The organism is Jiella pacifica (assembly GCF_010500815.1).
GTDB lineage: Bacteria > Pseudomonadota > Alphaproteobacteria > Rhizobiales > Rhizobiaceae > Jiella > Jiella pacifica.
Genome location: NZ_JAAAMG010000019.1, coordinates 25,349 through 48,415, shown reverse-complemented (window position 1 = coordinate 48,415; position 23,067 = coordinate 25,349). Strand labels below are relative to the sequence as shown.

The 23,067-nt window shown below is 64.8% G+C and carries 23 protein-coding genes and 1 pseudogene; 9 read left to right on the top strand and 15 right to left on the bottom strand.

Features of this window, described 5'->3' with window-relative positions:
- Positions 1-147: 147 nt before the first annotated feature.
- Positions 148-687: a translation initiation factor IF-3 gene (infC, locus tag GTK09_RS19760; protein WP_163465215.1), complete on the bottom strand. Its 540-nt coding sequence runs from the start codon at positions 685-687 to the stop codon at positions 148-150.
- A 460-nt stretch (positions 688-1,147) separates the two neighbouring features.
- Here infC and GTK09_RS19755 point away from each other — a divergent pair, with 460 nt between their 5' ends.
- The 3 genes from GTK09_RS19755 (at position 1,148) to GTK09_RS19745 (ending at position 3,409) form a co-directional block, all read left to right on the top strand.
- Entirely contained in the window at positions 1,148-1,906 is a 759-nt protein-coding gene (locus GTK09_RS19755; RefSeq protein WP_246218020.1) for an alpha/beta hydrolase, read from the top strand.
- Between the two features lie 283 nt (positions 1,907-2,189).
- Positions 2,190-2,816 carry a transglutaminase-like cysteine peptidase gene (locus GTK09_RS19750; RefSeq protein ID WP_163465157.1) on the top strand — a complete coding sequence of 209 codons (627 nt, stop codon included), beginning with the start codon at positions 2,190-2,192 and terminating at the stop codon, positions 2,814-2,816.
- 395 nt (positions 2,817-3,211) lie between these two features.
- Positions 3,212-3,409, top strand: coding sequence for a hypothetical protein (locus GTK09_RS19745; RefSeq protein ID WP_163465156.1), 198 nt, complete (start codon positions 3,212-3,214; stop codon positions 3,407-3,409).
- A gap of 158 nt (positions 3,410-3,567) precedes the next feature.
- Here GTK09_RS19745 and yacG read toward each other — a convergent pair whose 3' ends face one another.
- The 5 genes and pseudogenes from yacG to cysS all read right to left on the bottom strand — a co-directional run bounded on the left by yacG (position 3,568) and on the right by cysS (position 8,762).
- Complete coding sequence (yacG, locus tag GTK09_RS19740) at positions 3,568-3,765, bottom strand: DNA gyrase inhibitor YacG (protein WP_163465155.1); 198 nt, start codon at positions 3,763-3,765, stop codon at positions 3,568-3,570.
- A gap of 497 nt (positions 3,766-4,262) precedes the next feature.
- Positions 4,263-4,868: pseudogene (locus GTK09_RS19735) on the bottom strand (Maf-like protein); the annotation flags it as partial.
- 18 nt (positions 4,869-4,886) lie between these two features.
- Positions 4,887-5,105 (bottom strand): translation initiation factor IF-1, encoded by a 219-nt coding sequence (gene infA, locus GTK09_RS19730; RefSeq protein ID WP_019994787.1) that lies wholly within the window; start codon positions 5,103-5,105, stop codon positions 4,887-4,889.
- A gap of 308 nt (positions 5,106-5,413) precedes the next feature.
- Positions 5,414-6,703 (bottom strand): UDP-N-acetylglucosamine 1-carboxyvinyltransferase, encoded by a 1,290-nt coding sequence (gene murA, locus GTK09_RS19725; protein ID WP_163465154.1) that lies wholly within the window; start codon positions 6,701-6,703, stop codon positions 5,414-5,416.
- A 526-nt stretch (positions 6,704-7,229) separates the two neighbouring features.
- Positions 7,230-8,762: a cysteine--tRNA ligase gene (gene cysS / locus GTK09_RS19720; protein ID WP_163465153.1), complete on the bottom strand. Its 1,533-nt coding sequence runs from the start codon at positions 8,760-8,762 to the stop codon at positions 7,230-7,232.
- A 453-nt stretch (positions 8,763-9,215) separates the two neighbouring features.
- Here cysS and GTK09_RS19715 point away from each other — a divergent pair, with 453 nt between their 5' ends.
- On the top strand, positions 9,216-9,404 hold the full coding sequence (locus GTK09_RS19715; protein WP_163465152.1) for a hypothetical protein: 189 nt from the start codon (positions 9,216-9,218) through the stop codon (positions 9,402-9,404).
- 91 nt (positions 9,405-9,495) lie between these two features.
- Here GTK09_RS19715 and GTK09_RS19710 read toward each other — a convergent pair whose 3' ends face one another.
- On the bottom strand, positions 9,496-10,134 hold the full coding sequence (locus GTK09_RS19710; protein ID WP_163465151.1) for an SOS response-associated peptidase: 639 nt from the start codon (positions 10,132-10,134) through the stop codon (positions 9,496-9,498).
- A 101-nt stretch (positions 10,135-10,235) separates the two neighbouring features.
- Between GTK09_RS19710 and GTK09_RS19705 the strand changes: the two genes are divergently transcribed.
- The 4 genes from GTK09_RS19705 to GTK09_RS19690 all read left to right on the top strand — a co-directional run bounded on the left by GTK09_RS19705 (position 10,236) and on the right by GTK09_RS19690 (position 12,646).
- On the top strand, positions 10,236-10,652 hold the full coding sequence (locus GTK09_RS19705) for an NUDIX domain-containing protein (RefSeq protein ID WP_163465150.1): 417 nt from the start codon (positions 10,236-10,238) through the stop codon (positions 10,650-10,652).
- A gap of 132 nt (positions 10,653-10,784) precedes the next feature.
- Positions 10,785-11,198 carry a TIGR02301 family protein gene (locus GTK09_RS19700; protein ID WP_163465149.1) on the top strand — a complete coding sequence of 138 codons (414 nt, stop codon included), beginning with the start codon at positions 10,785-10,787 and terminating at the stop codon, positions 11,196-11,198.
- Between the two features lie 102 nt (positions 11,199-11,300).
- Positions 11,301-11,561: a hypothetical protein gene (locus GTK09_RS19695; RefSeq protein WP_163465148.1), complete on the top strand. Its 261-nt coding sequence runs from the start codon at positions 11,301-11,303 to the stop codon at positions 11,559-11,561.
- A gap of 95 nt (positions 11,562-11,656) precedes the next feature.
- Positions 11,657-12,646, top strand: coding sequence for a hypothetical protein (locus GTK09_RS19690; protein ID WP_163465147.1), 990 nt, complete (start codon positions 11,657-11,659; stop codon positions 12,644-12,646).
- Positions 12,647-12,660: 14 nt separating this feature from the next.
- Here GTK09_RS19690 and GTK09_RS28050 read toward each other — a convergent pair whose 3' ends face one another.
- The 3 genes from GTK09_RS28050 to GTK09_RS19675 all read right to left on the bottom strand — a co-directional run bounded on the left by GTK09_RS28050 (position 12,661) and on the right by GTK09_RS19675 (position 16,400).
- Positions 12,661-13,746: a GGDEF domain-containing protein gene (locus tag GTK09_RS28050; protein WP_163465146.1), complete on the bottom strand. Its 1,086-nt coding sequence runs from the start codon at positions 13,744-13,746 to the stop codon at positions 12,661-12,663.
- 429 nt (positions 13,747-14,175) lie between these two features.
- Positions 14,176-15,558 carry an 8-oxoguanine deaminase gene (locus GTK09_RS19680; RefSeq protein ID WP_163465145.1) on the bottom strand — a complete coding sequence of 461 codons (1,383 nt, stop codon included), beginning with the start codon at positions 15,556-15,558 and terminating at the stop codon, positions 14,176-14,178.
- 41 nt (positions 15,559-15,599) lie between these two features.
- A complete protein-coding gene (locus GTK09_RS19675) occupies positions 15,600-16,400 on the bottom strand; it encodes a creatininase family protein (RefSeq protein ID WP_163465144.1) in 801 nt (266 codons plus the stop codon).
- 176 nt (positions 16,401-16,576) lie between these two features.
- Here GTK09_RS19675 and GTK09_RS19670 point away from each other — a divergent pair, with 176 nt between their 5' ends.
- Positions 16,577-17,041: a MarR family winged helix-turn-helix transcriptional regulator gene (locus GTK09_RS19670; RefSeq protein WP_163465143.1), complete on the top strand. Its 465-nt coding sequence runs from the start codon at positions 16,577-16,579 to the stop codon at positions 17,039-17,041.
- Positions 17,042-17,098: 57 nt separating this feature from the next.
- On the opposite strand, the gene GTK09_RS19665 is transcribed toward GTK09_RS19670, so the two are convergent.
- The 5 genes from GTK09_RS19665 to GTK09_RS19645 form a co-directional block, all read right to left on the bottom strand.
- Positions 17,099-18,547 (bottom strand): aspartate aminotransferase family protein, encoded by a 1,449-nt coding sequence (locus tag GTK09_RS19665; RefSeq protein WP_163465142.1) that lies wholly within the window; start codon positions 18,545-18,547, stop codon positions 17,099-17,101.
- A gap of 10 nt (positions 18,548-18,557) precedes the next feature.
- Positions 18,558-19,571 carry an NAD-dependent epimerase/dehydratase family protein gene (locus tag GTK09_RS19660; protein ID WP_163465141.1) on the bottom strand — a complete coding sequence of 338 codons (1,014 nt, stop codon included), beginning with the start codon at positions 19,569-19,571 and terminating at the stop codon, positions 18,558-18,560.
- On the bottom strand, positions 19,568-20,029 hold the full coding sequence (locus tag GTK09_RS19655; protein ID WP_163465140.1) for a DMT family transporter: 462 nt from the start codon (positions 20,027-20,029) through the stop codon (positions 19,568-19,570). The genes GTK09_RS19660 and GTK09_RS19655 overlap by 4 nt, the downstream gene beginning before the upstream one ends.
- Positions 20,030-20,121: 92 nt before the next feature.
- On the bottom strand, positions 20,122-21,558 hold the full coding sequence (locus GTK09_RS19650; protein WP_376768022.1) for an FAD-binding oxidoreductase: 1,437 nt from the start codon (positions 21,556-21,558) through the stop codon (positions 20,122-20,124).
- On the bottom strand, positions 21,551-22,987 hold the full coding sequence (locus tag GTK09_RS19645) for a UbiA family prenyltransferase (RefSeq protein WP_246218013.1): 1,437 nt from the start codon (positions 22,985-22,987) through the stop codon (positions 21,551-21,553). Before GTK09_RS19645 ends, GTK09_RS19650 begins: the two co-directional genes overlap by 8 nt.
- Positions 22,988-23,067 lie beyond the last annotated feature (80 nt).

Here is a 23,067-nt window from a genome sequence, read left to right as displayed (position 1 = left end):
GGTTCTGCCATCGCCGCGAGACGAAAACGCCGCCTGGACGGTCGGCCCGGCGGCGTCTTTCCAATGGCTGACGGAACATTGCCGGATGCAGCGTGGCCCGCTGCGACTTCGGTCGTGCTCCAGATGCGGCGGCGTTTCGCGCGAGCTTCAGCCGCGCGGCGCCAGCACCATCATCATTTGACGGCCTTCGAGCTTCGGCTCGGCCTCGACCTTCGAATACTCCGCAGTCTCTTCCCTGACACGATTGAGAAGCTGCATGCCGAGTTCCTGGTGCGCCATCTCGCGACCGCGGAAGCGAAGCGTGACCTTCACCTTGTCGCCCTCGTCGAAGAAGCGCCGCACGGACTTCATCTTCGTCTCGTAGTCGTGCTCGTCGATGTTCGGCCGCATCTTGATCTCTTTGACCTCGATGGTCTTCTGGCGCCTGCGCGCCTCGGCCGCCTTTTTTTGGCTCTCGTATTTCAGCTTGCCGAGATCGAGGATCTTGCAGACAGGAGGATTGGCGGTCGGAACGATCTCGACGAGATCGAGGCCGGCCTCTTCTGCCATGGAAAGGGCTTCCTGCGTCGAGATCTGACCGCGATTCTGGCCCTCGTGGTCGATGAGCTGAATTTCCGGAACCCGGATCTCACGATTCGAGCGGGGGCCCTCCTTCTGAGCCGGCGGTGCGCGAAATGGTCTGCGAATGGTCGTATTCTCCAGTTGTTGACGACGGATTGATCTGTCTGGAACGCGCTAGGTCGAGGATCGGTTCGATCGCCCGTCACCCTGTTCGCTCGAAGCGATCGGAGGCACGCCCTCTTTCCTTATAGCACCAATCGTCGGGCTTGACACCTGCGGCAAGCCGCTTTCGCCGCACCTGTTTCGGCCGGCAATCTCCGTGCGACGAACGAAACTTGCCTCCCAGAAGAGACATGGTGAGCCGGTTTCGGATTGTCACCCCTTCCAACGGGGGCTTCGACGCTGCTGTCGTGACAAGCATGGTGCCGGGAACCCGGCGACTTGCAATGGCCTCACTGCCGTGAGACCCAAAGCCACTCGAGATTTCGGTGATCCAACCATGGCTTCAAACGTCACGTCCCCTGAACACGCCGCCGACGCGGCGAACGAGATCGCCGGGCGGTTGGCTGTCGGAGAGGGTGCGGCCATGCGCGAGATCGCCTACCGCCTTCGCCGCAGCGGCGCCCGCGCGAGCGCCCCGACGATCGTCTGGCTCGGTGGCTACCGCTCCGACATGCGCGGCACCAAGGCCGAGCATCTTCTCGCCTTTGCCGCACGGCACGATTACGGCTATTGCCGCCTCGACTATTCCGGCCACGGCGAGTCCGGCGGTGATTTCGAAGACGGCACCATCGGGCGCTGGACCGAGGAGGCGGCAGCCGTCCTGCACGAAATCGGCCGAGGCCCGCTCGTTCTCGTCGGCTCGTCCATGGGGGCGTGGATCGCGCTCAACCTCGTCAGGCGGGCCGAACGTTTCGGCGTCGAGGAGCGCATCGGCGCCATGCTGCTTCTCGCGCCGGCGCCAGATTTCACCGAGCGGCTGCTTCTGCCGAAACTCTCGGCCGAGCAGCGGAAGGAAATCGAGGCGAACGGCCGCCTTCTCGCCCCGTCCGACTATTCCGACGAGCCGGATGTCTACACCCTCTCTCTCATCGACGACGGCCGCGCCAATCTCGTCCTCGACGGATTGATCGACACGAAATGCCCGGTCACCATCATTCAGGGAATGGCCGATCCGGACGTGCCCTACGAACACGCCCTCACCCTCGTCGAGCACCTGCCCCACCATGCGGTGATCCTCAGCCTGGTCAGGGATGGCGATCACCGGCTCTCCCGCCCGCAGGACCTTGATCTCATTACCCGGAGCCTGTCGGAACTCGTGAGGGCGGCTGACGACATGGGCTGAAGCCTGTTGGCGTCGAGAGTCCGCGGCCCTTCTTGCCCGCCAGTGTGATCGAAACGTCACAATCTGCGAGCCGAGCCCGGAATCTCCTTTTCACGCAAGCCTTTGCAACCGAAGACAGGTGAGCTTCCGCGTCACCTGAGCGCGCAACTTGCGCCGGGCCGTCGCCAATCTTGTGTCTGGCTATCGGCCGGCGCCGTTGCGCAGTGCACAACGGATTGACTCATTTCGCCATTGCATAGAACATCGGCAGATCAGCTAAATTAACCTGCGATCGAGGGGACGCATGGTGGGATTTCGCGCAATTGGCGCCACGCTCTTGCTTTGCCTGACGGCAGCTTTTGGGCCCGGCAACGCCGAAGCTGTCGAGGCTCGGGGGCCATTCATGCAGATCGGCGTCGAGGCGCCCCGCCCCATCGGGCAACAGGGCCTGTGCAAGCGCAGTCCCGCCGAATGCCGTCCTGTCGCGCAACCTGGCCAGGCAAAGCCTCTGGTGTTGACCCGATCGCTGATCCACACGATCGCCACCATCAACGTCTCGGTCAACGCGCAGATCAAGCCCGAATCCGACGAGAAGATCTACGGCGTCGAGGAATACTGGACCTATCCGGCATCCACCGGCGACTGCGAGGACTTCGTTCTTCGCAAGCGCAAGCGGCTGCACGAGGAGGCCAAGATCGATCTCGGCAATCTTCTCATCACGGTGGTGAAGAAGACCAATGGCGAGGGCCACGCAGTGCTGACCCTCCATACCACCGACGGCGATTTCATCCTCGACAATCTCAACTGGCGCGTCCTGCTGTGGAGCGACACGCCTTACGCGTTCCTGAAACGTCAGAACACGGGCGACCCGGGCAAATGGAACCGCATCGCCAACGGACGCGACGTGCTGGTCGGCGCCGTCGACCGCTAGAACCGCAGTCTTTCGCGACATCCCGCCATCCCGACGCCTTCGTCGCTCTCCACGCGGCGGAGGCTTTCGGCATCGGCGATGGATGCCGGGCCGGAATTAGCCGAAATCAGCTGGCCGCGGAGCGCGCTGATTCGTGCCTGCCCAAAGAATTTGGCGGTTCTTAAACTGATTGATATTCGCCTCGGGGAAGGCACCCTAGATTGGCCGTTGGTGGGGAGCAGAATTCGACCTCTCCCTGTGCCCTGCAGCCCACGTCACCGCCGCGAACCGATCCCCTCGTCGCGCGGCGGAAGTCCCAACCATGGGACCGTCCCCGGCAAATGGGGATCGGCATCCCAAGAAGACCAAAGGTGGCTGGTCCATTCCGGCAACGTCGTTCTAACATCGGGACTGTCATGCGGATCGATGACGACAAAGACCTCGCCGAACAAGTGGAGAGCGCCCTTCGCGCGCTCGGCATCGCGGCGACGCGATCGAACGCCGAACGTTCCCCGAGCATGGTCGATGCGGTATCGGCGCTGCGCCGTGACAACGGGCGTCCGCGCATCGAAGCACTCGACGCGCCCCTGCATGAAGGCGACGAGCAGCGCTGAACCACTCGGGCGTGGCGCCAGCCGCTTCGTCGGCTGCACGCGGGAAACTCGGTCGGCGAATGTTTCGCGCCGATCCGGCGGGACGATCCCGGCTGGGCTCTCCAGAGCTCTCTCGCGGCCCCGCATTGGCGACCATCCCGCAAGACTTCCGATCGAGATCAGCGCTCGTTGTCGTCCGACACCTCGTCGAGGGGCGGGCCGGGGATGACGTATCGCCCCGAGAGCCAGCGGTTGAGGTCCACCGCCTGACAGCGCGGCGAACAGAACGGAAAGGTCTCGCGCCGCGAAAGGCGGCCGCATTCGGGGCATTTCCGGGTCGGGCGCATGGGGGTCGGAGCCGTCGCTTCGCCGTTCATCGCTCCTCTCCTCCGGCTTCGTCCTCGCGCTTTCCGCCCTGGACGGGCTTGCGCTCGCCCGGGTCTGCCTCTAGGCGGGACCCCGCCTCGTCCGGGCCGGCCGACAGGTCGGCGGGGCCAGTCTCACCCTCGATATCGGTCTCGCGCCCGCCCTCGGCGGGCTTGCCCACCGCTGGTACGGCCGGCCGAGAGCCCTCGTTTGCGGAAGTTGGCGGCCGGTGGCCGATCATCGGACCTTGCGCCGCGGGCTGGTCGGCCGAGCCTCCCGACGCGGGCTTGGCGCCGAAGCGGTCGCGGACGTCCTTCTCCACCCGCCCATGCCGCCCGGCGCGCTCGTCGTCGTCGACATCGTCCGCCATCAGTTCTTGGGTATCGATCAGCGTGTCTTCCTCGTCGTCCCGGAGGGAGCGTCGCGACAACCCGCCTCGCGAGCGCATCTCGCCTTCGTCGTCGTCCGGATCTGAATCCTCGTCGTCGACGCGCATTAGCGGCGCCCGCCAGGAGGCATGGATGTCGTATCCCTCCCCCGCGAGCAGCGCCAGCGTCTCGGCCAGCGGCAAGCCGACGACGTTGGTATAGGAGCCGACGAGGCGCACCACGAAGGCACCGGCCAGCCCCTGGATGGCATAGCCGCCGGCCTTGCCGCGCCATTCGTCCGAGGCGAGATAGCTCTGGATGTCGAGTCGCGAGAGCCGCTTGAACCTGACCCGCGTCTCGATCAGCCGCTGGCGCAGAGCACCGTTCGGACCGATGACGCAGACGCCGGTGTAGACACGATGGGTGCGGCCGGACAGCGTCCGCAGATTGGCGACCGCGTCCTCTTCGAGTTCGGCCTTCGGCATGATCTGACGGCCCACCGAGACGACCGTATCGGCGGCGAGCACGGTCGCCGGGCCGTAGTCCAGCTCGCGCAGCCGCCGGGTCGCGACCTCGGCCTTGCCCTTCGACAGGCGCTTGGCCAGCGAACGGGGATGCTCGCTCTTTTGCGGCGTCTCGTCGATGTCGGCCGGCATCAGCCGGTCCGGCTCGACGCCCACCTGCTGGAGGAGCGCCAGACGCCGCGGCGAAGCGGAGGCAAGGACCAGGTGTTGGGGAGACGACATTCCGGCGCGGCTGCAGGCTTACTTGAAGCGGTAGGTGATACGACCCTTGGTCAGGTCGTAAGGCGTCATCTCGACGAGCACCTTGTCGCCGGTCAGGACGCGGATGCGGTTCTTGCGCATCCGACCTGCGGTGTGGGCGATGATTTCGTGATCGTTCTCGAGCTTGATCCGAAATGTCGCATTCGGCAGGAGCTCGGTCACGACGCCCGGAAATTCGAGAACTTCTTCTTTTGCCATACGCTGTTCGATCCTAGACTTCGTTCTGTCGCGGCCCGCTTCGGGCGGCCGCGCTTCGTTTGGGTGCTCGGCATCGGCGAAGACCTCACCGTGTCGATCGTTCATTTCGTTTGGACGGCAGGCGACCTCGACGGCGGATCGTCCCTCGGAACTGTCCTTGCGGCAGGCTGCCGTTCGGCCACGCGCGCGCCGCGCCGGGCGCGGTCAACTGGAAAGCGCCCCTTAAATCGGCGCAAACGCCACAAAATGCAAGCCTGCCTGCGAGCAATCGCCGGCTGGCCGAAAGCCCGCGCCGTAGGTCCTCGCGATCAGCCGGAGATGCGTTCGATCTCGGCGCCGCAATTGCCGAGTTTTTCTTCCAACCGCTCGAAACCGCGATCGAGGTGATAGACGCGGCTCACCAGCGTATCGCCCTCGGCGGCCAGTCCGGCGATGACGAGCGAGACCGAGGCCCGCAGGTCCGTCGCCATCACAGGTGCGCCCTTCAGCTTGTCAACGCCCTCGATCCGCGCGACCTGGCCGGAGAGATGAATCTTCGCGCCGAGCCGCGCCAGTTCCTGGACGTGCATGAAGCGGTTCTCGAAGATCGTCTCGGTGATCGACGCGGTGCCGTCCGCCTTGGTCATCAGCGCCATGAACTGCGCCTGAAGGTCCGTCGGAAAGCCGGGATAGGGATCGGTGGTCACGTCGACCGGGGCGATTCCGCCGCCATTGCGATAGACCCGGATGCCGCCTTCCACCGGCGTCAGCGCGGCACCCGCCCGCGCCAGCGTCTCCATCGCGGTCGGCAGAAGGTCGGCGCTGGTGCCGGTCAGCGTGACGTCGCCGCCGGTCATGGCGACGGCCATGGCATAGGTGCCGGTCTCGATCCGGTCCGGCAGGACCCGGTGCCGGGCGCCCGACAGCGAACGCACGCCGTCGATGCGGATCGTCGAGGTGCCCGCGCCTTCGATCTTCGCCCCCATGGCGGTGAGGCATTGGGCAAGGTCGACGATCTCCGGCTCGCGCGCGGCATTTTCGAGGACCGTCTCGCCCTTGGCCAGCGTCGCCGCCATCATCAAGGTGTGGGTTGCCCCCACCGAGACCTTCGGCATGCGGTAGCGGTCGCCCGTGAGGCCGCCCTTCGCCTTGGCGACGACATAACCGGATTCGATCTCGATGTCCGCACCGAGCGCCCGCAGGCCGTCGATGAAGATGTCGACCGGCCGGGTGCCGATGGCGCAGCCGCCCGGCAGCGAGACCTTCGCCTCGTGCATGCGGGCGAGCAGCGGCCCAACCACCCAGAAGCTCGCCCGCATCTTGGAGACGAGTTCGTAAGGCGCGGTGGTGTCGACGATGTTGCGGGCGTTGAAATGGATCGTCCGGCCGATGCCGGAATCCTGGCCGAAACGCTTGCCGGCGACCGAGAAGTCGACGCCGTGATTGCCGAGAATGCGCGTCAACTGCTCAACGTCGGCGAGATGCGGCACGTTCTCCAGCGTCAGCGTGTCGTCGGTCAGGAGCGAGGCGATCATCAGCGGCAGCGTGGCGTTCTTCGCCCCGGAGATCGGGATGATGCCGTTGAGTTCGTTACCGCCTCTGATGCGAATGCGATCCATGAGCGCTCCTGATGGCCGGTCGTCGGCCGAGTTCGTCGGGGTTCGGGTGGGATCTGTGCGGGGGACCGTGCCACAGTCCCTTGCCATTGTGGCGGCAAGAAGGGGCGGCCCCTCCCGACGAGCGATCCGCAACGCCGTCATTTCTTCGCGGCTGTCTCTACACCAGCGGGTGCAACCTTACAAATCGGTCGGGTTTCGAGCGTCGATCATTGCACAAGCGAGGCGACGCCGGGCCGATCGCCTGCTCGCCGAAGATGCGGCGGCTGCTTACCCCCCTCTGCCCTGCCAGGGCATCTCCCCCACAAGGAGGGAGATCGATCCTGCATCGGCGCCCTGCCTAACCCGTCAAACGCCCCGTCTCGCCGACGCTGCAAACAACGCGCCTCGCCCACGCTGTTCGGCTCCTGCGGCTACCCGCCGAAAAGGCGGCGGCGACAAAGCAGCCGATCTCCCCTCGTGGGGGAGATGTCCGGCAGGACAGAGGGGGGCGCCTCGCGCAACCCCGTCCGAACTCACGCCGGTAGCCTCAGCGCTTGACCTCCCAGGTCGTCGTCCGCTCTCCCGTCGCGGCGTCCTTGCCGTCCTTCAGCTGGATGCCCTTTTCGAGGAGCTCGTCGCGGATGCGGTCGGCTTCAGCCCAGTTCTTGTCGCGGATGAAGGCGAGGCGTTTGGCGATTTGCGCCATCTCACCTTCCTCCAGCTCGTTCGACGTATTGAGCTTGATACCCACGAGATTTAGGCACGAAAGACCTATCGAAGCTGCGGCCTTTCGCTGGGCGGGATCTGTGAAACCTGAAGATGAGTTGTCAAACCCGAACACAGCCTCTTTCTCGTGTCGGAGCATGGGGTCTTCAGCCCAGCGACCAAGATTGAAATGCCGATGCAAAATTTGCATCGCTCGCGCAGTGTCGAGGTCGTCGCATAAGGCGGTGACAAACTCTGACGAGAACTCGCTTCCTGATGTTGCACCCTCGTCAGTCGCGACACGACGCCAGCGCGCAAGAACAGCCTCCGCCTCCTCCAGCCGCCGCACAGAAAAGTCGATCGGCTCCCGGTAATGCGTCATCAGCATCGCAAGCCGCAGCACGTCGCCCGGCCACTTTCGCCCGCCGAACTTCTCCGTCTCCAGAAGCTCGCGGATGGTGACGAAGTTGCCCTCCGACTTCGCCATCTTCCGGCCTTCCACCTGGAGGAAGCCGTTGTGCATCCAGACCTCGGCCATCGTCCCGCTGCCATGGGCGCAGCGCGACTGGGCGATCTCGTTCTCGTGGTGCGGGAAGATCAGGTCGAGGCCGCCGCCGTGGATGTCGAAGGTCTCGCCGAGCAGCGCTTCCGACATCACCGAGCATTCCAGGTGCCAGCCCGGCCGGCCCCGGCCCCAGGGCGAATCCCAGCCGGGCTCCTCGGGAGACGACAGCTTCCACAGGACGAAATCCGCCGGGTTCTTCTTGTGGGCATCCACCGCGACACGGGCGCCGGCCTTCTGGTCGTCGAGCTTGCGGTTCGACAGCCGCCCGTAATCGGCCATCGAGGTGACGTCGAAGAGCACTTCGCCGCCGGCCTGATAGGCATGGCCCTTTTCGATCAGCGCGGTGATCATCGAAATCATGTCGTGGCCGTCGTCGCGGCTGACATAGGCGGTGGCGCGCGGCTCGAAGGTCGGCTCGAGGCAGCCGAGCGCAGCGACGTCGGCGTGGAACTGTTCGGCGGTCCAGGCCGTCAGCCGCCCGATCGCCTCGTTCAGCGGAACACCCGGATAATCCCGCGCCGCCCGCGCGTTGATCTTGTCGTCGACGTCGGTGATGTTGCGGGCATAGACGACGTGATCGGCGCCATAGAGGTGGCGGAGCAGGCGGAACAGGACGTCGAAGACGATGACCGGCCGGGCATTGCCGATATGGGCGTAGTCGTAGGCGGTGGGCCCGCAGACATACATGCGCACGCGCCGGTCCTTTTCGGCAATCGCGCCACTGCGCCAGTCGAGCGGCCGAAAGTCCTCCTTCGTCCGCGTCATGGTGTTGTAGAGTTTCAGCCCGAGAAAGCCGTCGTCTTCGCTCATGTCCCGCCCCATTTCCGCGGCGGCTCGCCGCAGCCGGTTCGCCTTTTTCGATTTCGCCACGCCTTACAGGATGTCGCCGGCAATGGCGATTCTCGCGGCCCCGGACGGCGCCGAAGGATCCGTGGCGGCGCGGGAGCTACAGGAGGCCGATTCCCGCTCCTGATCCGGGGTTCACGAAACCGTCACATGCGGCGTCGTCAGCCTGACGATTCGTTTCGGATCGACACAGAATTTGAGCCCTCGAAGCCGTGCGAAAAGAAACGCTTGCATCTGCCGATTCAGCAGAAAATATTGCCCGTTTTCAGCGCCTTGGCTGTCGCAGACGGGTCACGTTCGCCGGCTCCTTCGCGCCGATGGAATCAGCGGCAAGAAAGTGTAAGCGAATGTCTTCAATCTGGCGCAATCGACGGTCTTGAGTGGACCGATCAACCCCGAAGATGCGAGCAGCATGACATGACGACCCAGGACAACCTGCAATTCCGCTCCAGGCGAGAACGCGAGAACGAGATCGACCTCGCCCGCAACTACCGCGCCATCGCGATCCCGGCGATCGCCGCCGCCAGCCATGCCAGCCGCAAGGTCGCTCCGGCGACGCGCCGCTCGGACGAGGCCGAGACCGTTTCGCTGATCGCAGCGGAGTAGTTCCCGGACGGTCCGCGCAACGGACCTCGTCCCGACGTCTTCGGCGCTTTTTGAGATGATGGCGACGGCCGGCACGTTCGGCCCTCGCTCGCTACGATATAGTCTCGACGGTGAAGTCCGCCGCAGCCAGCGGCCGGAGGAGATCGGCGACATCTCCCGGGCCATTGCCGCGACAGTCCAGCCAGCGGCCGAAATCTGCCGGCCGCACGATGACCGGCAGCCGGTCAACTTGCCCCACGTCAGACGCAAGGGCGTGCGCGGTCAGGATTGCCGCCGTGTCGATTTCGCTTCCATCCGCCGCCATGTAGGGCTCCATCAGCCCCGCCATCGCAAACACCGGTAGATCTTCGAGGGTAAAGCGGGACAACGGTTCCGTCCGGCTCTTGCCGCCCGTCCGGCGATAGAAAGCTGTCGCCGGGACGAGGCAGCGGCGATGGCGCATCGCGCCGCGAAACGCCGGATTGCCCGCCGCCGTCTCGGCCGGCGCGTTGAACATGGCCGGCAATCGCCCACTCGCCTTGAACCAGCCAGGGATCAGTCCCCAGCGCACCAGTTGCGCGGCCGGCCCGTCGGCAAAAGCTTCCGCCCTTTCCTCCCTGCCGCCGAGCACCACCATGATCGGCTGTGTCGGCAGGATAGCCGGGCGCGGCGGAAAATCGTCGATCCTCTGAAGGCCGAAGCATCGCGCCACCGTTTCTGGCGTTGCAGTCAAGGCAAAGCGGCCGGGCATCGTTCAGGCTCTCCCCGCGTCGCCGCGTCGGCGCCGCGCGGGCGAGCGACCTGTCCGCAACGCGTAGGGAGAAGACCGGATTGGAGAGCCACGAAAGACCATTGCTGGGCGTTTCCGTCTGTCTGTCGAAGGACGAGGACGTTCTTCTCGTCAGGCGCGGCAAGACGCCCTATCGCGGCCTGTGGAGCCTTCCCGGCGGCGGGGTTCGATTCGGCGAGGCCCTTCGGGGCGCCGCCAAGCGAGAACTCTTCGAGGAAACCCGAATCGTCGCCGGCGACCTTGACTTTATCACATTGCACGAAGCGATCGGCGAACGGTCCCATGCCGTCATTGCCGTTTTCGCCGGCGATCTCGCCGCAGACGCCCTGCCTCGAGCCGCAGACGACGCCGAGGCGCTGGAGATCCTGAACCTTGCGGAAGTCGCCCGGCGGGAGGCTGCCGGGGAGACGACACCCGGTCTCGTCGCCGTCATCGAGCGCTGCCTTGCCATGCGCCGCGGCCGATCCGACCCCGTCTGACTCCGCCTGCGCAAGGCTCGTTAGCCCTGTTAGCGCATCGGCTGTTGCCATCGGGACGCAGGGCTGGGAATAACGCCCCTCTCCTGTTGCTCGCGCTTGCAGCATGGTTAGCGAATGGTGAATTCTGTCTTCATGTCCGTCATCCGACTCTTCGTCGTCGCATTCCTGGCTCTGATGGTGCCGGCCGCCATCCCGGCCGCGTCTGCGCAGTCGCAGAGCGAAGCGGCTCCGGAGCAGCCGGGCGAGGCCGCCTACATGCAGCCGCTCGGCCGCCTTGCGATGATCCTCGGTTCGATGCACTTCCTGCGCAAGCTGTGCGGGGATCCCCAGGCCGAGATCTGGCGCCAGAAGATGCAGGAGCTGATCGCGGCACAGGAACCCGCCGAGGCTGAGAAGAAGCAGCTGATCGCCAGCTTCAACAACGGCTATCGGACCTTCGCGGCGACCTATCGCAGTTGCACCAGCGCAGCCCGGATCGCTGTCAACCGCTATCGGCAGGAGGGGGCCGCCCTGGCGCGGGAGATCGGGTCCAGGTACGGCAGTTAACGTTCGATTAACGATCGCTTGGGTTTTGCCCGCTCCAGCGCGTCGGATCATGCTAGGTCTTAACGACTGGTGAAAACGGGGCCGGGAATTTTAGGGGGTCACATGATCGATGTACAAGGCGCCGAGTTGGAGGAGATGATCCAGGCGGAAAAGAAGCAGGTTGCCCTCGAATATCACAACGAGGCATGGGCCGATGGCATGTCGGATGGCATCGAGGCGGAGATCCTGGCCGAGACCGCCATCACCACCGCTCTGACCGAACTCGTACGCCTGCACGGGGAGGACGACGTCGTCGTCATGATGGAGACCCTGAGGAAGCGCCTGGAATACGGCGAATTCCGCGCCGACCGGACGATCCAATAGTAAGACGCGCACCGCTCGGCACTTTTTTTGGCAGGCAGGATGTTCGGGGCGCATTTTGCCGTCAAGACACGTTCGCAGCAGAGGCAGCCGCAACGATGCCCCCTTCCCTGAACAGGCTCTTTCGCTTCGCCTCGATCGGCTTGTCGCTTTTGGCGGCCGACAGCGCCGCCGCATTTTCCCAGTTTGAGGGCGACAGCGGCCGGTTCGGCGGCGGCAAGGACGGCATCATTGCGGTGCCGCTCCCGCCCCTGCCTGGAACCGAGCGGCAGCGATCCGGCCCGAACCTTCCCGCCGGTGAGCCGAGCAAGGACACGCCCTCGTCGCAAGATCGGCATCGGGGCGGTGCGACGCCGGGAAGCCGCGGCCAATCAGGCGATGGCGATGCGGAAGGTACCGATCAAGGCGAGGTGCCGATCTCTCCCGAGGACGAGGAAACCGGCGGCCTCACACGGGCTCGGCCGGAGGCACCCAAAGGCGAAGGCTCGCCCTCCGCGCCGGTCCGGTATCAGGCCGAGCCGGCGGCACCGATCCGTGACGGGACCGGACCGCGCGTCGGCAAGCCATCCGTCGAAGACGGCGCCTCCTACGCCGGCAATGCCGATTCCGCAGTGCCGCTCGCCGCCGAGTTCGGACATGGCGACGTGGAACTGCCCGCTCCGGTGAAAGCCACGCGTCTCAAGCTGATCGAGGTTGCCCGAACAGGCGACATCGAACGGCTGCGACCACTGATCGAGACGGGTGACGACGGCACGGTACTGAGCTTTGGCGATGCGCCGACGGACCCAATCGCGTTTCTCAAACAGAACTCGGGCGACGGCGAAGGCGTCGAGACCCTTGCCATCATTCTCGACCTGCTTTCCTCGGGCTACGCCAGGATCGAGCGGAATACGCCCGACGAAATCTACGTCTGGCCGTATTTCACCCAAGTCGACGTCGCCAAGCTGACCAAGCCCCAACTCGTCGAGCTGTTACAGATCGTGACCGCCGGCGACTACCAGTCGATGGTGGATTTCGGCGCCTACAATTTCTACCGCCTCGGTATCACGCCCGACGGCAAACTGCAGTTCTTCGTCGCCGGCGATTGAGGCGCACAGGACGTTCAAGCCAGCGCTCTCGGCACCAGTTCGACGACCTTCTTGGCTGCCAGTTCGGTTCGCCCGCGGCCGCCCCGCTTCGCGCCGTAGAGGGCGATGTCTGCCTCGGCCAAGACGTCCTGCTCGCTGCGGTCCGCGCCAATATCGACATGTGTCATGCCGGCGCTGACGGTGACGCGGCGCTCTCCGTCTGGCCGGGCGGCATGAGGGATCGCAAGATCGGCGATCGCGCCGACGATATCCCGCGCCCTGTCGATGGCGATGGGACGGCTGACATCCCGCATCAGGACGACGAATTCCTCGCCGCCGTAGCGGGCGACGACATGGTTCCCCTGCCGCGCAAATCCGGCGAGCGTGATACCGATCTGTCGCAGACACTGATCACCCGCCGGATGCCCGTAGCGGTCGTTATAGGCCTTGAAGTGGTCGACATCGATCATGATCAGGGCAAACTGCATGCGGCCCAACCGACTTTCCGCCAACCAGTCGGACAGCACCTCGTCGAGGCAGCGGCGATTGCCGAGGCCGGTCAGTGCGTCGGTCATGGAGAGTTCGGCGAAGCTCTGCCGCGCCAACTCGAGGCCATGTGACCGCTCCGTTTCGCGCAGGTTGGCGAGATAGGCTTGGCGGTGGCTCCGCTGTATCAACCAACTGCTCAAGAGCAGGAAATAGCTCGCCATCAGAAGCTGCATGGAAAGGGCAAGGCGGGCATCGAAGGTCAACTCCGGTCGAAATATCACAACCAGTTGACCGGCCGTCCAGCACACCGCCGTCAGCGCGATCGCGGCCGGGAAGCGCAGTTGCAGAATGGCGATGCCAAAGACGATGGTCAGCAGAAAATCGATGAAGCTGAGCGCGCCGTTCGGCGCCCTCGTCGCAGCGAACAGATAAAGTGGCACGGCACAGGCCGCCAGCATCGCGCCGAGAAGCAGCATTTCGCGCCCGAAGGCCGTCAGGCGGGGAAGCCAGTACCAGACAGCGGCAGCAAGCGCCGTGATGATCAGGCGCAAGACGATCGCTTGGTTCGCGACGTCCGGAAAGGTGAAGAAACTGATCAGGTCGTAGCTGTTGTAGCTGAGGATGCCTGCCACGATGCCAGTGCGCAGATGACGGATCCGCTCCTGCCGCGAATCCGCTTCATAGCGGCGAGCGACCCTGGCAGGAAACCCGAGAAGCGGATCGAGCCTCTCGTCATCTTCCTTTGGCGCCTGCGGAGCGCAATCCTGAACGGTTTGACGATTGCGAAACAAGTCCGACCCGTATCCCATGGAGCCTTTTGTCCATTGATACATCCGGATGTTTTACAAATCGGCAATCTCCGTCTGTACTTTTCAATTACAAAGATTTTAACACCAGGATTGACGATGTCTGAGTCGCAACTAGTGGATGACCCGAATTATGACCGACAATAAGGTGATATTACTGTCATCGATTCAAATACTTCAGAAAAGTCGTTGGTCCGAGATCCGCTTTCACGTCTCGATTCGCGTCGCGAACGGCCCCTCATCACCTCGCCGCATTCAGCGATAGCCCAAAGCCGCCCGACCATGGGCCTCGCGCAGTGCCGCAAGGTCGACCCCGATCGGCATGCCGTCCTCGATACGCCATTGCCCGGCCACCATGACCCGGTCGGCGCCCTGCGCGCCGCAAAGGACGAGCGCGGCGATCGGATCGTGGGCGCCGGAAAAGCGCAGTGCGTCGAGGGTGAACAGGGCGAGATCGGCCTGCGCCCCGACGGCGATGCGGCCGAGTTCCGGCCGGCCGAGGCAGGTGGCCGAGCCGGTCGTCGCCAAGGCGATCGCGTCCCGCGCCGTGAAGGCCGCGGCGGAGCGATGGTTCAAGCGCTGCACCATCAGGGCGCTGCGCAGTTCGGCGATCATGTTCGAGCCGTCGTTGGACGCCGAGCCGTCGACGCCGAGGCCCACCGGCGCCCCCGCGTCGGTCAGCTCCTTGACCGGACAGAGACCGGAGGCGAGCACGGCGTTGGAGGCCGGACAATGGCAGACGCCGACCTTGTGCCGGCCGAGCTTTTTGCATTCCTCGGTGGTGAAATGGATGCCGTGGGCGAGCCACGTGCGAGGTCCGAGCCAACCGACCTCTTCCAGATAGTCGAGCGGCCGGCAGCCGAAGGTCTCCTCGCAGAAGCGGTTCTCGTCCTCGGTTTCGCCGAGATGAGTGTGGAGCCGACAGTCGTGCTTCTCGGCGAGCAATGCGGACTCGCGCATCAGCCGCTTGGTCGCCGAAAAGGGCGAACAGGGCGCGAGCGCGATCTGCACCATCGAAGCGTCCGACCTATCGTGATAGCGCCCGATCAGCCGCTCACTGTCTGCGAGGATCGTGTCGGCGTCCTGGACGACGTGATCGGGCGGCAGGCCGCCGTCCTTTTGCGAAAGATCCATCGAGCCGCGGGTCAGCGTCACGCGGATGCCGAGTGCCTTCGCCTCCTCGACCTCGATGTCGATCGCCTCGTCGAGCCCTTGCGGGAAGAGATAATGGTGATCGGCGGCCGTCGTGCAGCCGGACATGAGAAGCTCGGTCAGCGCCAGCCGGGCGGCAACTCGCAGGCTCTCGGCATCGAGCCGCCCCCAGATCGGATAGAGGCTCTGGAGCCAGGGAAACAGCTCCTTGTCCATCGCAGCCGGATGGGCCCGGGTCAGCGTCTGGTAGAAATGATGGTGGGTATTGATCAGCCCCGGCAGCACGACGTGGCGGGAGACGTCGAAGGTTTCGTCGATTGCCGCTTTCGGCGTCAGGCCGGCCGGCACGAGTTCGACGATGCGGCCAGCTTCAACGACGATGCCGCTGCCGGCACCCTCGGCGAGAATCGCCAACGGGTCCTTCAGCCAGAGACGGTGGGGTCGAGAGGCAGATCCCCCGCCCTTTGAACTTTTGTGATCGACCATCGACTGCTCTCCTTTCACCGGATCGCTCCGGCTGGGCTCGCTCAGGGAGCCAGATCGTTCAGATCGAACGCCAGAACGTCGCGCAGGAAGGCGACGAAAGCCTCCGCCTGGTGCTCGGCAATGGCCCGGCCCATTTCAGGCGTCGCCAATTGCGCGTCGCCGACGACACCCTGGCGATTGAGGTCGCCCGCCATCCAGCCGAAGCCGAGCCGCCCATGGGCCCGCAGATGCGTGTGACGCTCGGCGAGCCGCTCCTGCAGCGTCTCGAAGTGCTGAATCTTCTCACGCCGAACCAGCTCGGGCCGGAAATGCAGCATCAAGGCGGTCTCGACGGCGCCGCCATGGATGCCGAGGTCGATCTCGTCCTGCGGCAAAAGCCCCTCGGGATAGCCGAAGCGCAGCCAGGAGCAGGTTGCGACCAGCATTCCGCGGCACCGGCGCAGTTCGAGGGCGGCCGTGTCCATGACCGGCGTGTTGCCGCCATGGGCGTTGACGATGACGATGCGCCGGAAGCCGGCATCGGCGAGGCCCTCGCCGATCTCGATCAGGGCCGAGGTCATCGTCCGCCAGTCGAGGCTGAGGGTGCCCGGAAAACCGGTATGTTCGGTCGATTTGCCAAAGCGGAAGGTCGGCAGGAACGTCGCGGCAAGATCGTCCGGCAGCCGCGCGATCACGGTCTCCACCATGGCGTCGGCCAGATGGGCGTCGGTGCCGAGCGGCAAATGCGGCCCGTGCTGCTCGATCGCCGCAATCGGCAGGACGGCGACCATCGCGCCAAGTTGCGGCGCGAGCGTCTCAATGTCCGGACTGGTCAGCTCTTCGTAGCGCCGAGGCGTTTTCATTTTGATCCGACCATTCGAACTGGTAGTGCATGGCGCCATGCGTCGTCGCCGGTTCAGATAACGCGGCAAGCCGTTCCCGACATCTCACCGGGCGCTTGTCCACGGATTTTGTCCGAACCTTACAGACACCGGATGCCGGATCAATCTGCAACGGACTTCGAGGATCGAAAAGCACGATGGCTCGAAAGAAGAAGAAGGGATCGGTTACCGGCCAGCTCGTCCTCGCGGCACGCAGCGCAAGAACCGCCCTTTTGCACAGCCTCGACACGACGGAAATCTATCCCGGTCAGGACAACGTGCTGATCACGATCGGCAAGAGCGGCGGGATCACGCTGAGGGATCTGGCGGAAAGGCTCGCAGTCCGACCGCCGACGGTGACGAAGACCGTCAATCGGTTGGTGGCGCAGGGTCTCGTGGAAAAGCGTTCGTCGGAGACCGACCTTCGCCAGAGCCAGGCCTATCTGACTGACGAGGGTGCCGCCCTCGTCGAAAAGGTCCAGAAGGCCCAGAAGAGTCTGGAGCGACGAGCTCTCGCCGGTTTCACCGACCGTGAACGCAAGGCGTTTCGCCGCTATCTCATCCGCGTCCAGCAGAACCTTGCCGAAGCGAGAATCGAGGCAGCATCAGACGACGGCGGCTGATCGCGCTGGCGGTGCCGCCCCGTCTTCGGGGCGGCACGTTGTCGGAAATGGTTTCGCTCAGCCCAACTGCGACTTCACGAAGTCCTTGACGATCGAGACGATGCCCTTGCCGAGCAGATCGTCCAGCGCGTCGCAGAACTGGTCGACATGGTCCTCGCCGCAGATCAGCGGCGGCTCGAGGCGGATGACGTTGCGATTGTACTCGGTGAAGGCGACGAGGACGTCGTAGTCGCGCAAGAGCAGTGCCCCGATGAAGCCGGAGAGCGAGCCCTTCAGCTTGTCGTCGAGCATCGCCACCATCGGCCGGAGCGCGAGCGGCAGCGTGCGCGAAAAATCGTGGAATTCGAGGCCGATCATCAGCCCCTGCCCCCGCACGTCCTTGATGATCTGCGGATATTTCGCCTGGATCGTCTTCAGCCGCGACAAGAGGTAGGCACCGGTCTCGGCCGAATTGCCGATCAGGTCCTCGTCATAGAGGACCTCCAGGCCCTCGATCGCCGTGACGCAGGCCTCACCGATGCCGCCGAAGGTCGCCTGGGCGTGGATCATCGCGGTCTTCGGCGTGCCATAGGCCTTCATGTAGACGCTGCGCTTGGCGATCATCGCGCCGACGGCGGCCTTGCCGGCACCGAGCGATTTCGCGAGAGCGGTGACGTCCGGCACGACGCCGTGATGCTCGAAGGCGTAGAACTTGCCGGTGCGCCCGTAGCCGCACTGCACCTCGTCTGCGACCCACAGGACGTCGTGGCGATCGCAGAGGGCTCGGACGCCCTGCCAGTATTCCGTCGGCGCACCGATGATGCCGCCGCCGCCCTGCACCGTCTCGAGGACGACGACGCCGATGTCTGAGTCGTTCTCGATCGCCCGCTTCAGCGCCGGCAGATCGCCGAACGGCACCTTGACGCGGTTGTCGACCAGGCGGAAATCACCCTGATAGAGGGTCGAGTCGGTGATCGACAGGACGCCCTTCGACTTGCCGTGGAAGGAATTCTCGGCGTGGACGATCTTGCAGTTCTTCCGGCCGGACGCGCGCTCTGCCACCTTGATCGCCGCTTCCATGGCTTCCGAGCCGGTCGAGCCGAGGAACACCATGTCGAGCTCGCCCGGCGAGCAGGCGGCGAGATTCTTCGCCAGCGCCGCCGCATATTGCGACAGGAAGGCGATGGCGATCTCGTGGCGCTTCTCGTCCTGGAAGCGCTCGCGGGCGGCGAGGACGCGCGGATGGTTGTGGCCATGGGCCAGCGAGCCGAAGCCGCCGAAGAAGTCGAGGATCTTCCGGCCGTTCTGGTCGGTGTAGAACATCCCCTCGGCGCGTTCGATCTTCACTTTGTGGAAGCCGAGCAGCTTCATGAAGTGGAACTGGCCGGGATTGATGTGATCCTTGAACAGATCGGCCATCGTCTCGACGGACATCGCCTTGGCGTCCTCGACGGAGAGGAGCTGAGGCTTGGCGGGGCCACGGCGGTTCGCGGCGTCGAGCGTGGCATTCACGGGGCGATCGAGCATGGTCTTTCCCTCACTCTGCCGGCTGCGCGTGCGGGGCGACCTTGCCGGCCGCACCGCTGAGCTTGTTGCGATATTCGCTGTAGGCGGCGATCAGCATGTCCTCGTCGCGGTGCTGCGGCACCCAGCCGAGCTGGCGCGCGCCCTTCGACACGTCGAGCACGCATTCCTCGTCGGCGATGAGATACTGTTCGGGATCCATCAGCGGCATGTTGAGGGCGTCGAGGAGATCGAGCGTCCGCTTTACCGCCCACCCGGGCGTCGGGATGAGGATCGACTTCGAACCGGCGTGCTTGATCAGGTCGCCGAGGAGCTTCTTCACCGGCGGCGGGTTGAGCGAGCCGAGATTGTAGGCCTCGTTCGGAACGCCCGCCTTCCAGGCGAGACGGGCGGCCTCGGCGCAGTCGAAGACCGAGATGAACTGATAGGGGTTCTTGCCCGAGCCGATCATCGGGACCGGCAGATTGTGGTCGATCAGCTTGAACAGCTTCTCCAGGATGCCGAGCCGGCCGGGGCCGATGATCAGGCGGGGGCGGAACAGCGAGATGTTCATGCCCTTCTCGCGCCACTTACCGGCGAGGATCTCGGTGTCGAGCTTCGACTGGCCGTATTCGCCGAGCGGCGAGACCGGATGCTCCTCGGTCATCGGATAGGTGACCGTGTGGCCGTAGATCATGTCGGTGGTGAAATGGACGAGGTTCGGCGCGCCGGCCTTGTCCATTGCATGGATGATGTTCTCGGTGCCGAAATAGTTCACCGGATAGAAGAAGTCGTGGCGCTTGGCCCGCACCTGGATCGGCGACAGCATCTTGGCCGACAGGTTGTAGACCATGTCTTCCGCGGCAATCGGAACGGCCGCAACGGCCGCAGGTTCGGTGACGTCACAATGGACGAAGCGGGCGCTGGCGTAGTGCGGCAACTCGCTCTTGACGATGTCTGCGACGAGGACTTCTTCGCCGTCGGCGACGAGCTTCTTGGCGAGGTGGCGGCCGACGAAACCATCGCCGCCGAAGATGACGTGTTTCATTGCGAAACCTTTGAAGCGTTCTCAATGTCGGAAAGGGGCGTGACGGCGTCGGCCACCTGTCGGTCGACGCTTTCGGCGTGGGTCGGTCCACCGCTCCAGGCGATGAAGAAGGTACCGCCGCAGATCAGGGCGATGCCGAGGATACGCATGGCGTTCACGTCCTCGCGGAAGACGAAATAGGCGAAGACCGCGACGACGACGTAGGCCAGCGACAGGAAGGGATAGGCGAAGGACAGATCGACCTTCGACAGGACGAAGAGATGCGAGGCCATCGAGATCACGAAGGTGCACAGCCCGAGGAAGACCCAAGGGTTGAAGACGATCTGCAGGATCTTCAGGATCGGATTGACGCCGACGAAGCTCAGCGTGCCGAGCTGCATCATGCCGTATTTCAGCATCACCTGCGCTGCCGCGTTGGTCAGCACGGTGAAGAGAATGAAGGGGATGTATTTTGTCATCGGCCTGATCTTTTCATCCCAGCAGAAGGCGGCTTAACTGACGAATGGTCATAGCGCCTGAAGTTCAGTGATGGGTTAAGACGCCTCGCGGCTCAGGCGCCGGCGCCGGCTTTTACGTCATGGATGGTAAAAGAAGTTTCCCGCGAAACTGTCGACTTGTCCGTATCGGTGAAGAATCCGGCTTCGCCTGCCGGAAGACGCATCGCCGTCCGCCGCCAGAAGTCCGACATCATTGCCGGGTCGCGCTGTGCCTCCAGCCGCCGCCAGTTCGCAAAGCCCGCCGCGAAGGTCTCTGGTGACATGCGGGCGTCCTTGTACGGATTCACCGCCCCGCCGGCCTCGATGGTGATCCGGTCGAGTTCGGCAAGGAGCTTCAGCGTCGTCTCGCCGCGATGGGGGAAGTCGAGGGTCAACGTGTAGCCGGGGCGCGGAAAGCTGGTCAGCCCCGGGCTCTTCAGATCACCGAAGCGTTTCAGTACCGTCAGGAACGAGCCGTGGCGATGGCACTTGGCGCATTCGATCAGCGCGCGCACCACGGCTTCGGCATCGGCGAAGGGCACGATGCTCTGATGCTGATGCAGCCCGCGCGGACCGTAGAGCCGGTTCCAGCCGCCGATCCGATCCAGCGGGTAGAAGAAGCCGGCGAAGGGAACCGTGCGGCTGTGCGTACCGGCCTTCGCCTTGCGGAAATAGGCCTCGTTGAAGGCTTTGAGGAAGGGTCCCGCGAGCGGACTGACCGGCGGTGTGAACGGCACGCCGGCAAGCTGGCCGGACGCTTCGCCCGACCTGTCGCCGTCCCTCGCGTGGTCGCCGCAGATGAGATGCCCCCGGCCGAGACTTCGGCCTCCGGCGAGGGAGTCGATCCAGGCGACGGCATATTCGTGCCGCGCATCGGCCTCTTCGGCGAGGGCGAAATAGTCGGAGAGCCCGCCGAAGCGAGTCGTCGTCTCGACAATCGACAGGGACGGCACCTTCATCAGCCGGATGGTCGCGCGGCGGATCAGCCCGGTCAGTCCCATTCCGGAAATCGTTGCCACGAAGAGGTCGGCGTTTTCGGTCGGCGAGAGTGCCAGGACCCCGCGGTCGGAGCGCTCAAGCTCAATCGCCTCGACCCAGCGCCCGAAAGTGCCGCGGCGATGATGGTTCTTGCCGTGGATGTCGTTGGCGATCGCCCCGCCGAGGGTGACGAACTGCGTGCCCGGCGTGACGGGCAGGAACCAGCCATGGGGCCCGACATGGCGGGTGATCTCGGAAAAGAGCACGCCCGCCTCTGCCGTCAGACGGCCGGTCTCGGCGTCGAAGGCGAGGATCCGCGGCGCCCCGCCGTTCCGCGTATCGAGGAGGACGCCGGCGTCGTTGTGGCAGCTGTCGCCATAGGAGCGGCCATTGCCATAGGGCAGGAAGCCGCCCTTGCCCGCCACCCGCCACCCGCTGGCCGCGGCCGGCATGGCGGCGCGCTCCAGTCGCTTCAGCCGGCCCCAGCTGTCGTGGTCCCGGCTGCCCTGGCCGTCAGAAGACGCTTCACGCATAGGCCGCCAGGAGGAACATCAGGCCGCCGACGGCGATCATCATCTGGCTGCGCCAGTCCTGCAGCATGAAGACGACGGGGTCGTCATGCATGTGGCCGCGCCGGGCGAGCACCCAGATCCGGACGATGATGTAGAGCAGGATCGGGCAGAGCGGCCAGACCAGCCAGGGAATGTTGTAGTGGGTCGTCACTTCCGGGCTGTTGATGTAGAGCGCCAGCACCATCACCGCGGCGAAGCCCGACGTCATCCCCGCCTGGGCAAGTGTTTCGAGGTCGGCGTCGACATAACCGCGGCCGGTCTTGGAGCGCTCGGCGCCGGTGCCGAAATCCATCAGCTCGGTGTAGCGCTTCACCAGCGCCAGGGACAGGAAGAAGAACAGCGAGAAGGCCAGCAGCCAGAATGAGACCGAGACGTCCGTCGCCGCGACGCCGGCCATGATGCGGGTGGTGTAGAGCCCCGCCAGCGTCAGGACGTCGATGAGCAGCATGCGCTTGATGAACAGCGAATAGGCCGTCGTGGCCACGAGATAGCCGGCGAGAACGCCGAGGAAGGCCCAGGGCAGGAGGAGGCTCAAGAGCAGCGACGCCCCGAACAGCCCCCCCGCCAGTTTCAGCCCGTCCGGGATCTTCAGCGTGCCGCTGGCGAAGGGGCGATTGCGCTTGGTCTTGTGCTTGCGATCGGCGGTGAGGTCGACGAGGTCGTTGAGGATGTAGACCGCCGAGGCGGCGAAGGAGAAGGCGAGGAAGGCGACCAGCGCCTCGAAGAGCATGGCGACGTTGAAGAACTCGTGGGTCAGCACCATCGGCACGAAGATCAGGACGTTCTTTGCCCATTGATGCGGGCGCATGGCCTTCAGCGCGGCCCTTGCCGGCTTGCCGCTCGCCGGGATCAGTTCCGCGCCGTTCTCTCGCTGCCATTTGCGCGCCGCCCGATCCGGGGCGACGACGGTCGCCTCGGCGGCGGCATCAAGCAGGCAGAGGTCGTCGTGGGAATTGCCGAAATAGTCGAAGCCGTCCTCGCCGCATGTGGCGGTGATTCGCTCGAGCTTACGGCTGGAGGTGAGATTGACGGCGTCGCAGGAGGCCATGACCGCGTCGAACAGGCCGAGATGAGCGGCGACGGCATGGGCGAGCCGCTCGTTCGACCCGGTGGCCAGCACGATGTGCCGGCCGTCCGCCTTCGCGCGGCGCAGTGCCTCGACGACCTCTTCGCGATAAGGCAGCAGCGCAGCGTCGAACTCGATGCCGTCGGCGAGCCCCGCCTTCAGCCGCGCCTTGCCTTGCGCCCGCCAGCCGAAGACATGGCGAAGCCGTGCGGGGGATTGCCGTGCCGTGAGAAACAGCGTCTCCCACAACAGATCGGTCTTGATCAGCGTGCCGTCGAGATCGACGAAGATCGGACGGTCTTTCTGGTCGACGCGAGCGTCCAAGGAACAGTCTCCCATTCGGAGGCGAGACATCGGCCCGGCTCCCTTCCGTGAGACATTCTGGACGCTTACGGTTTCGAGGT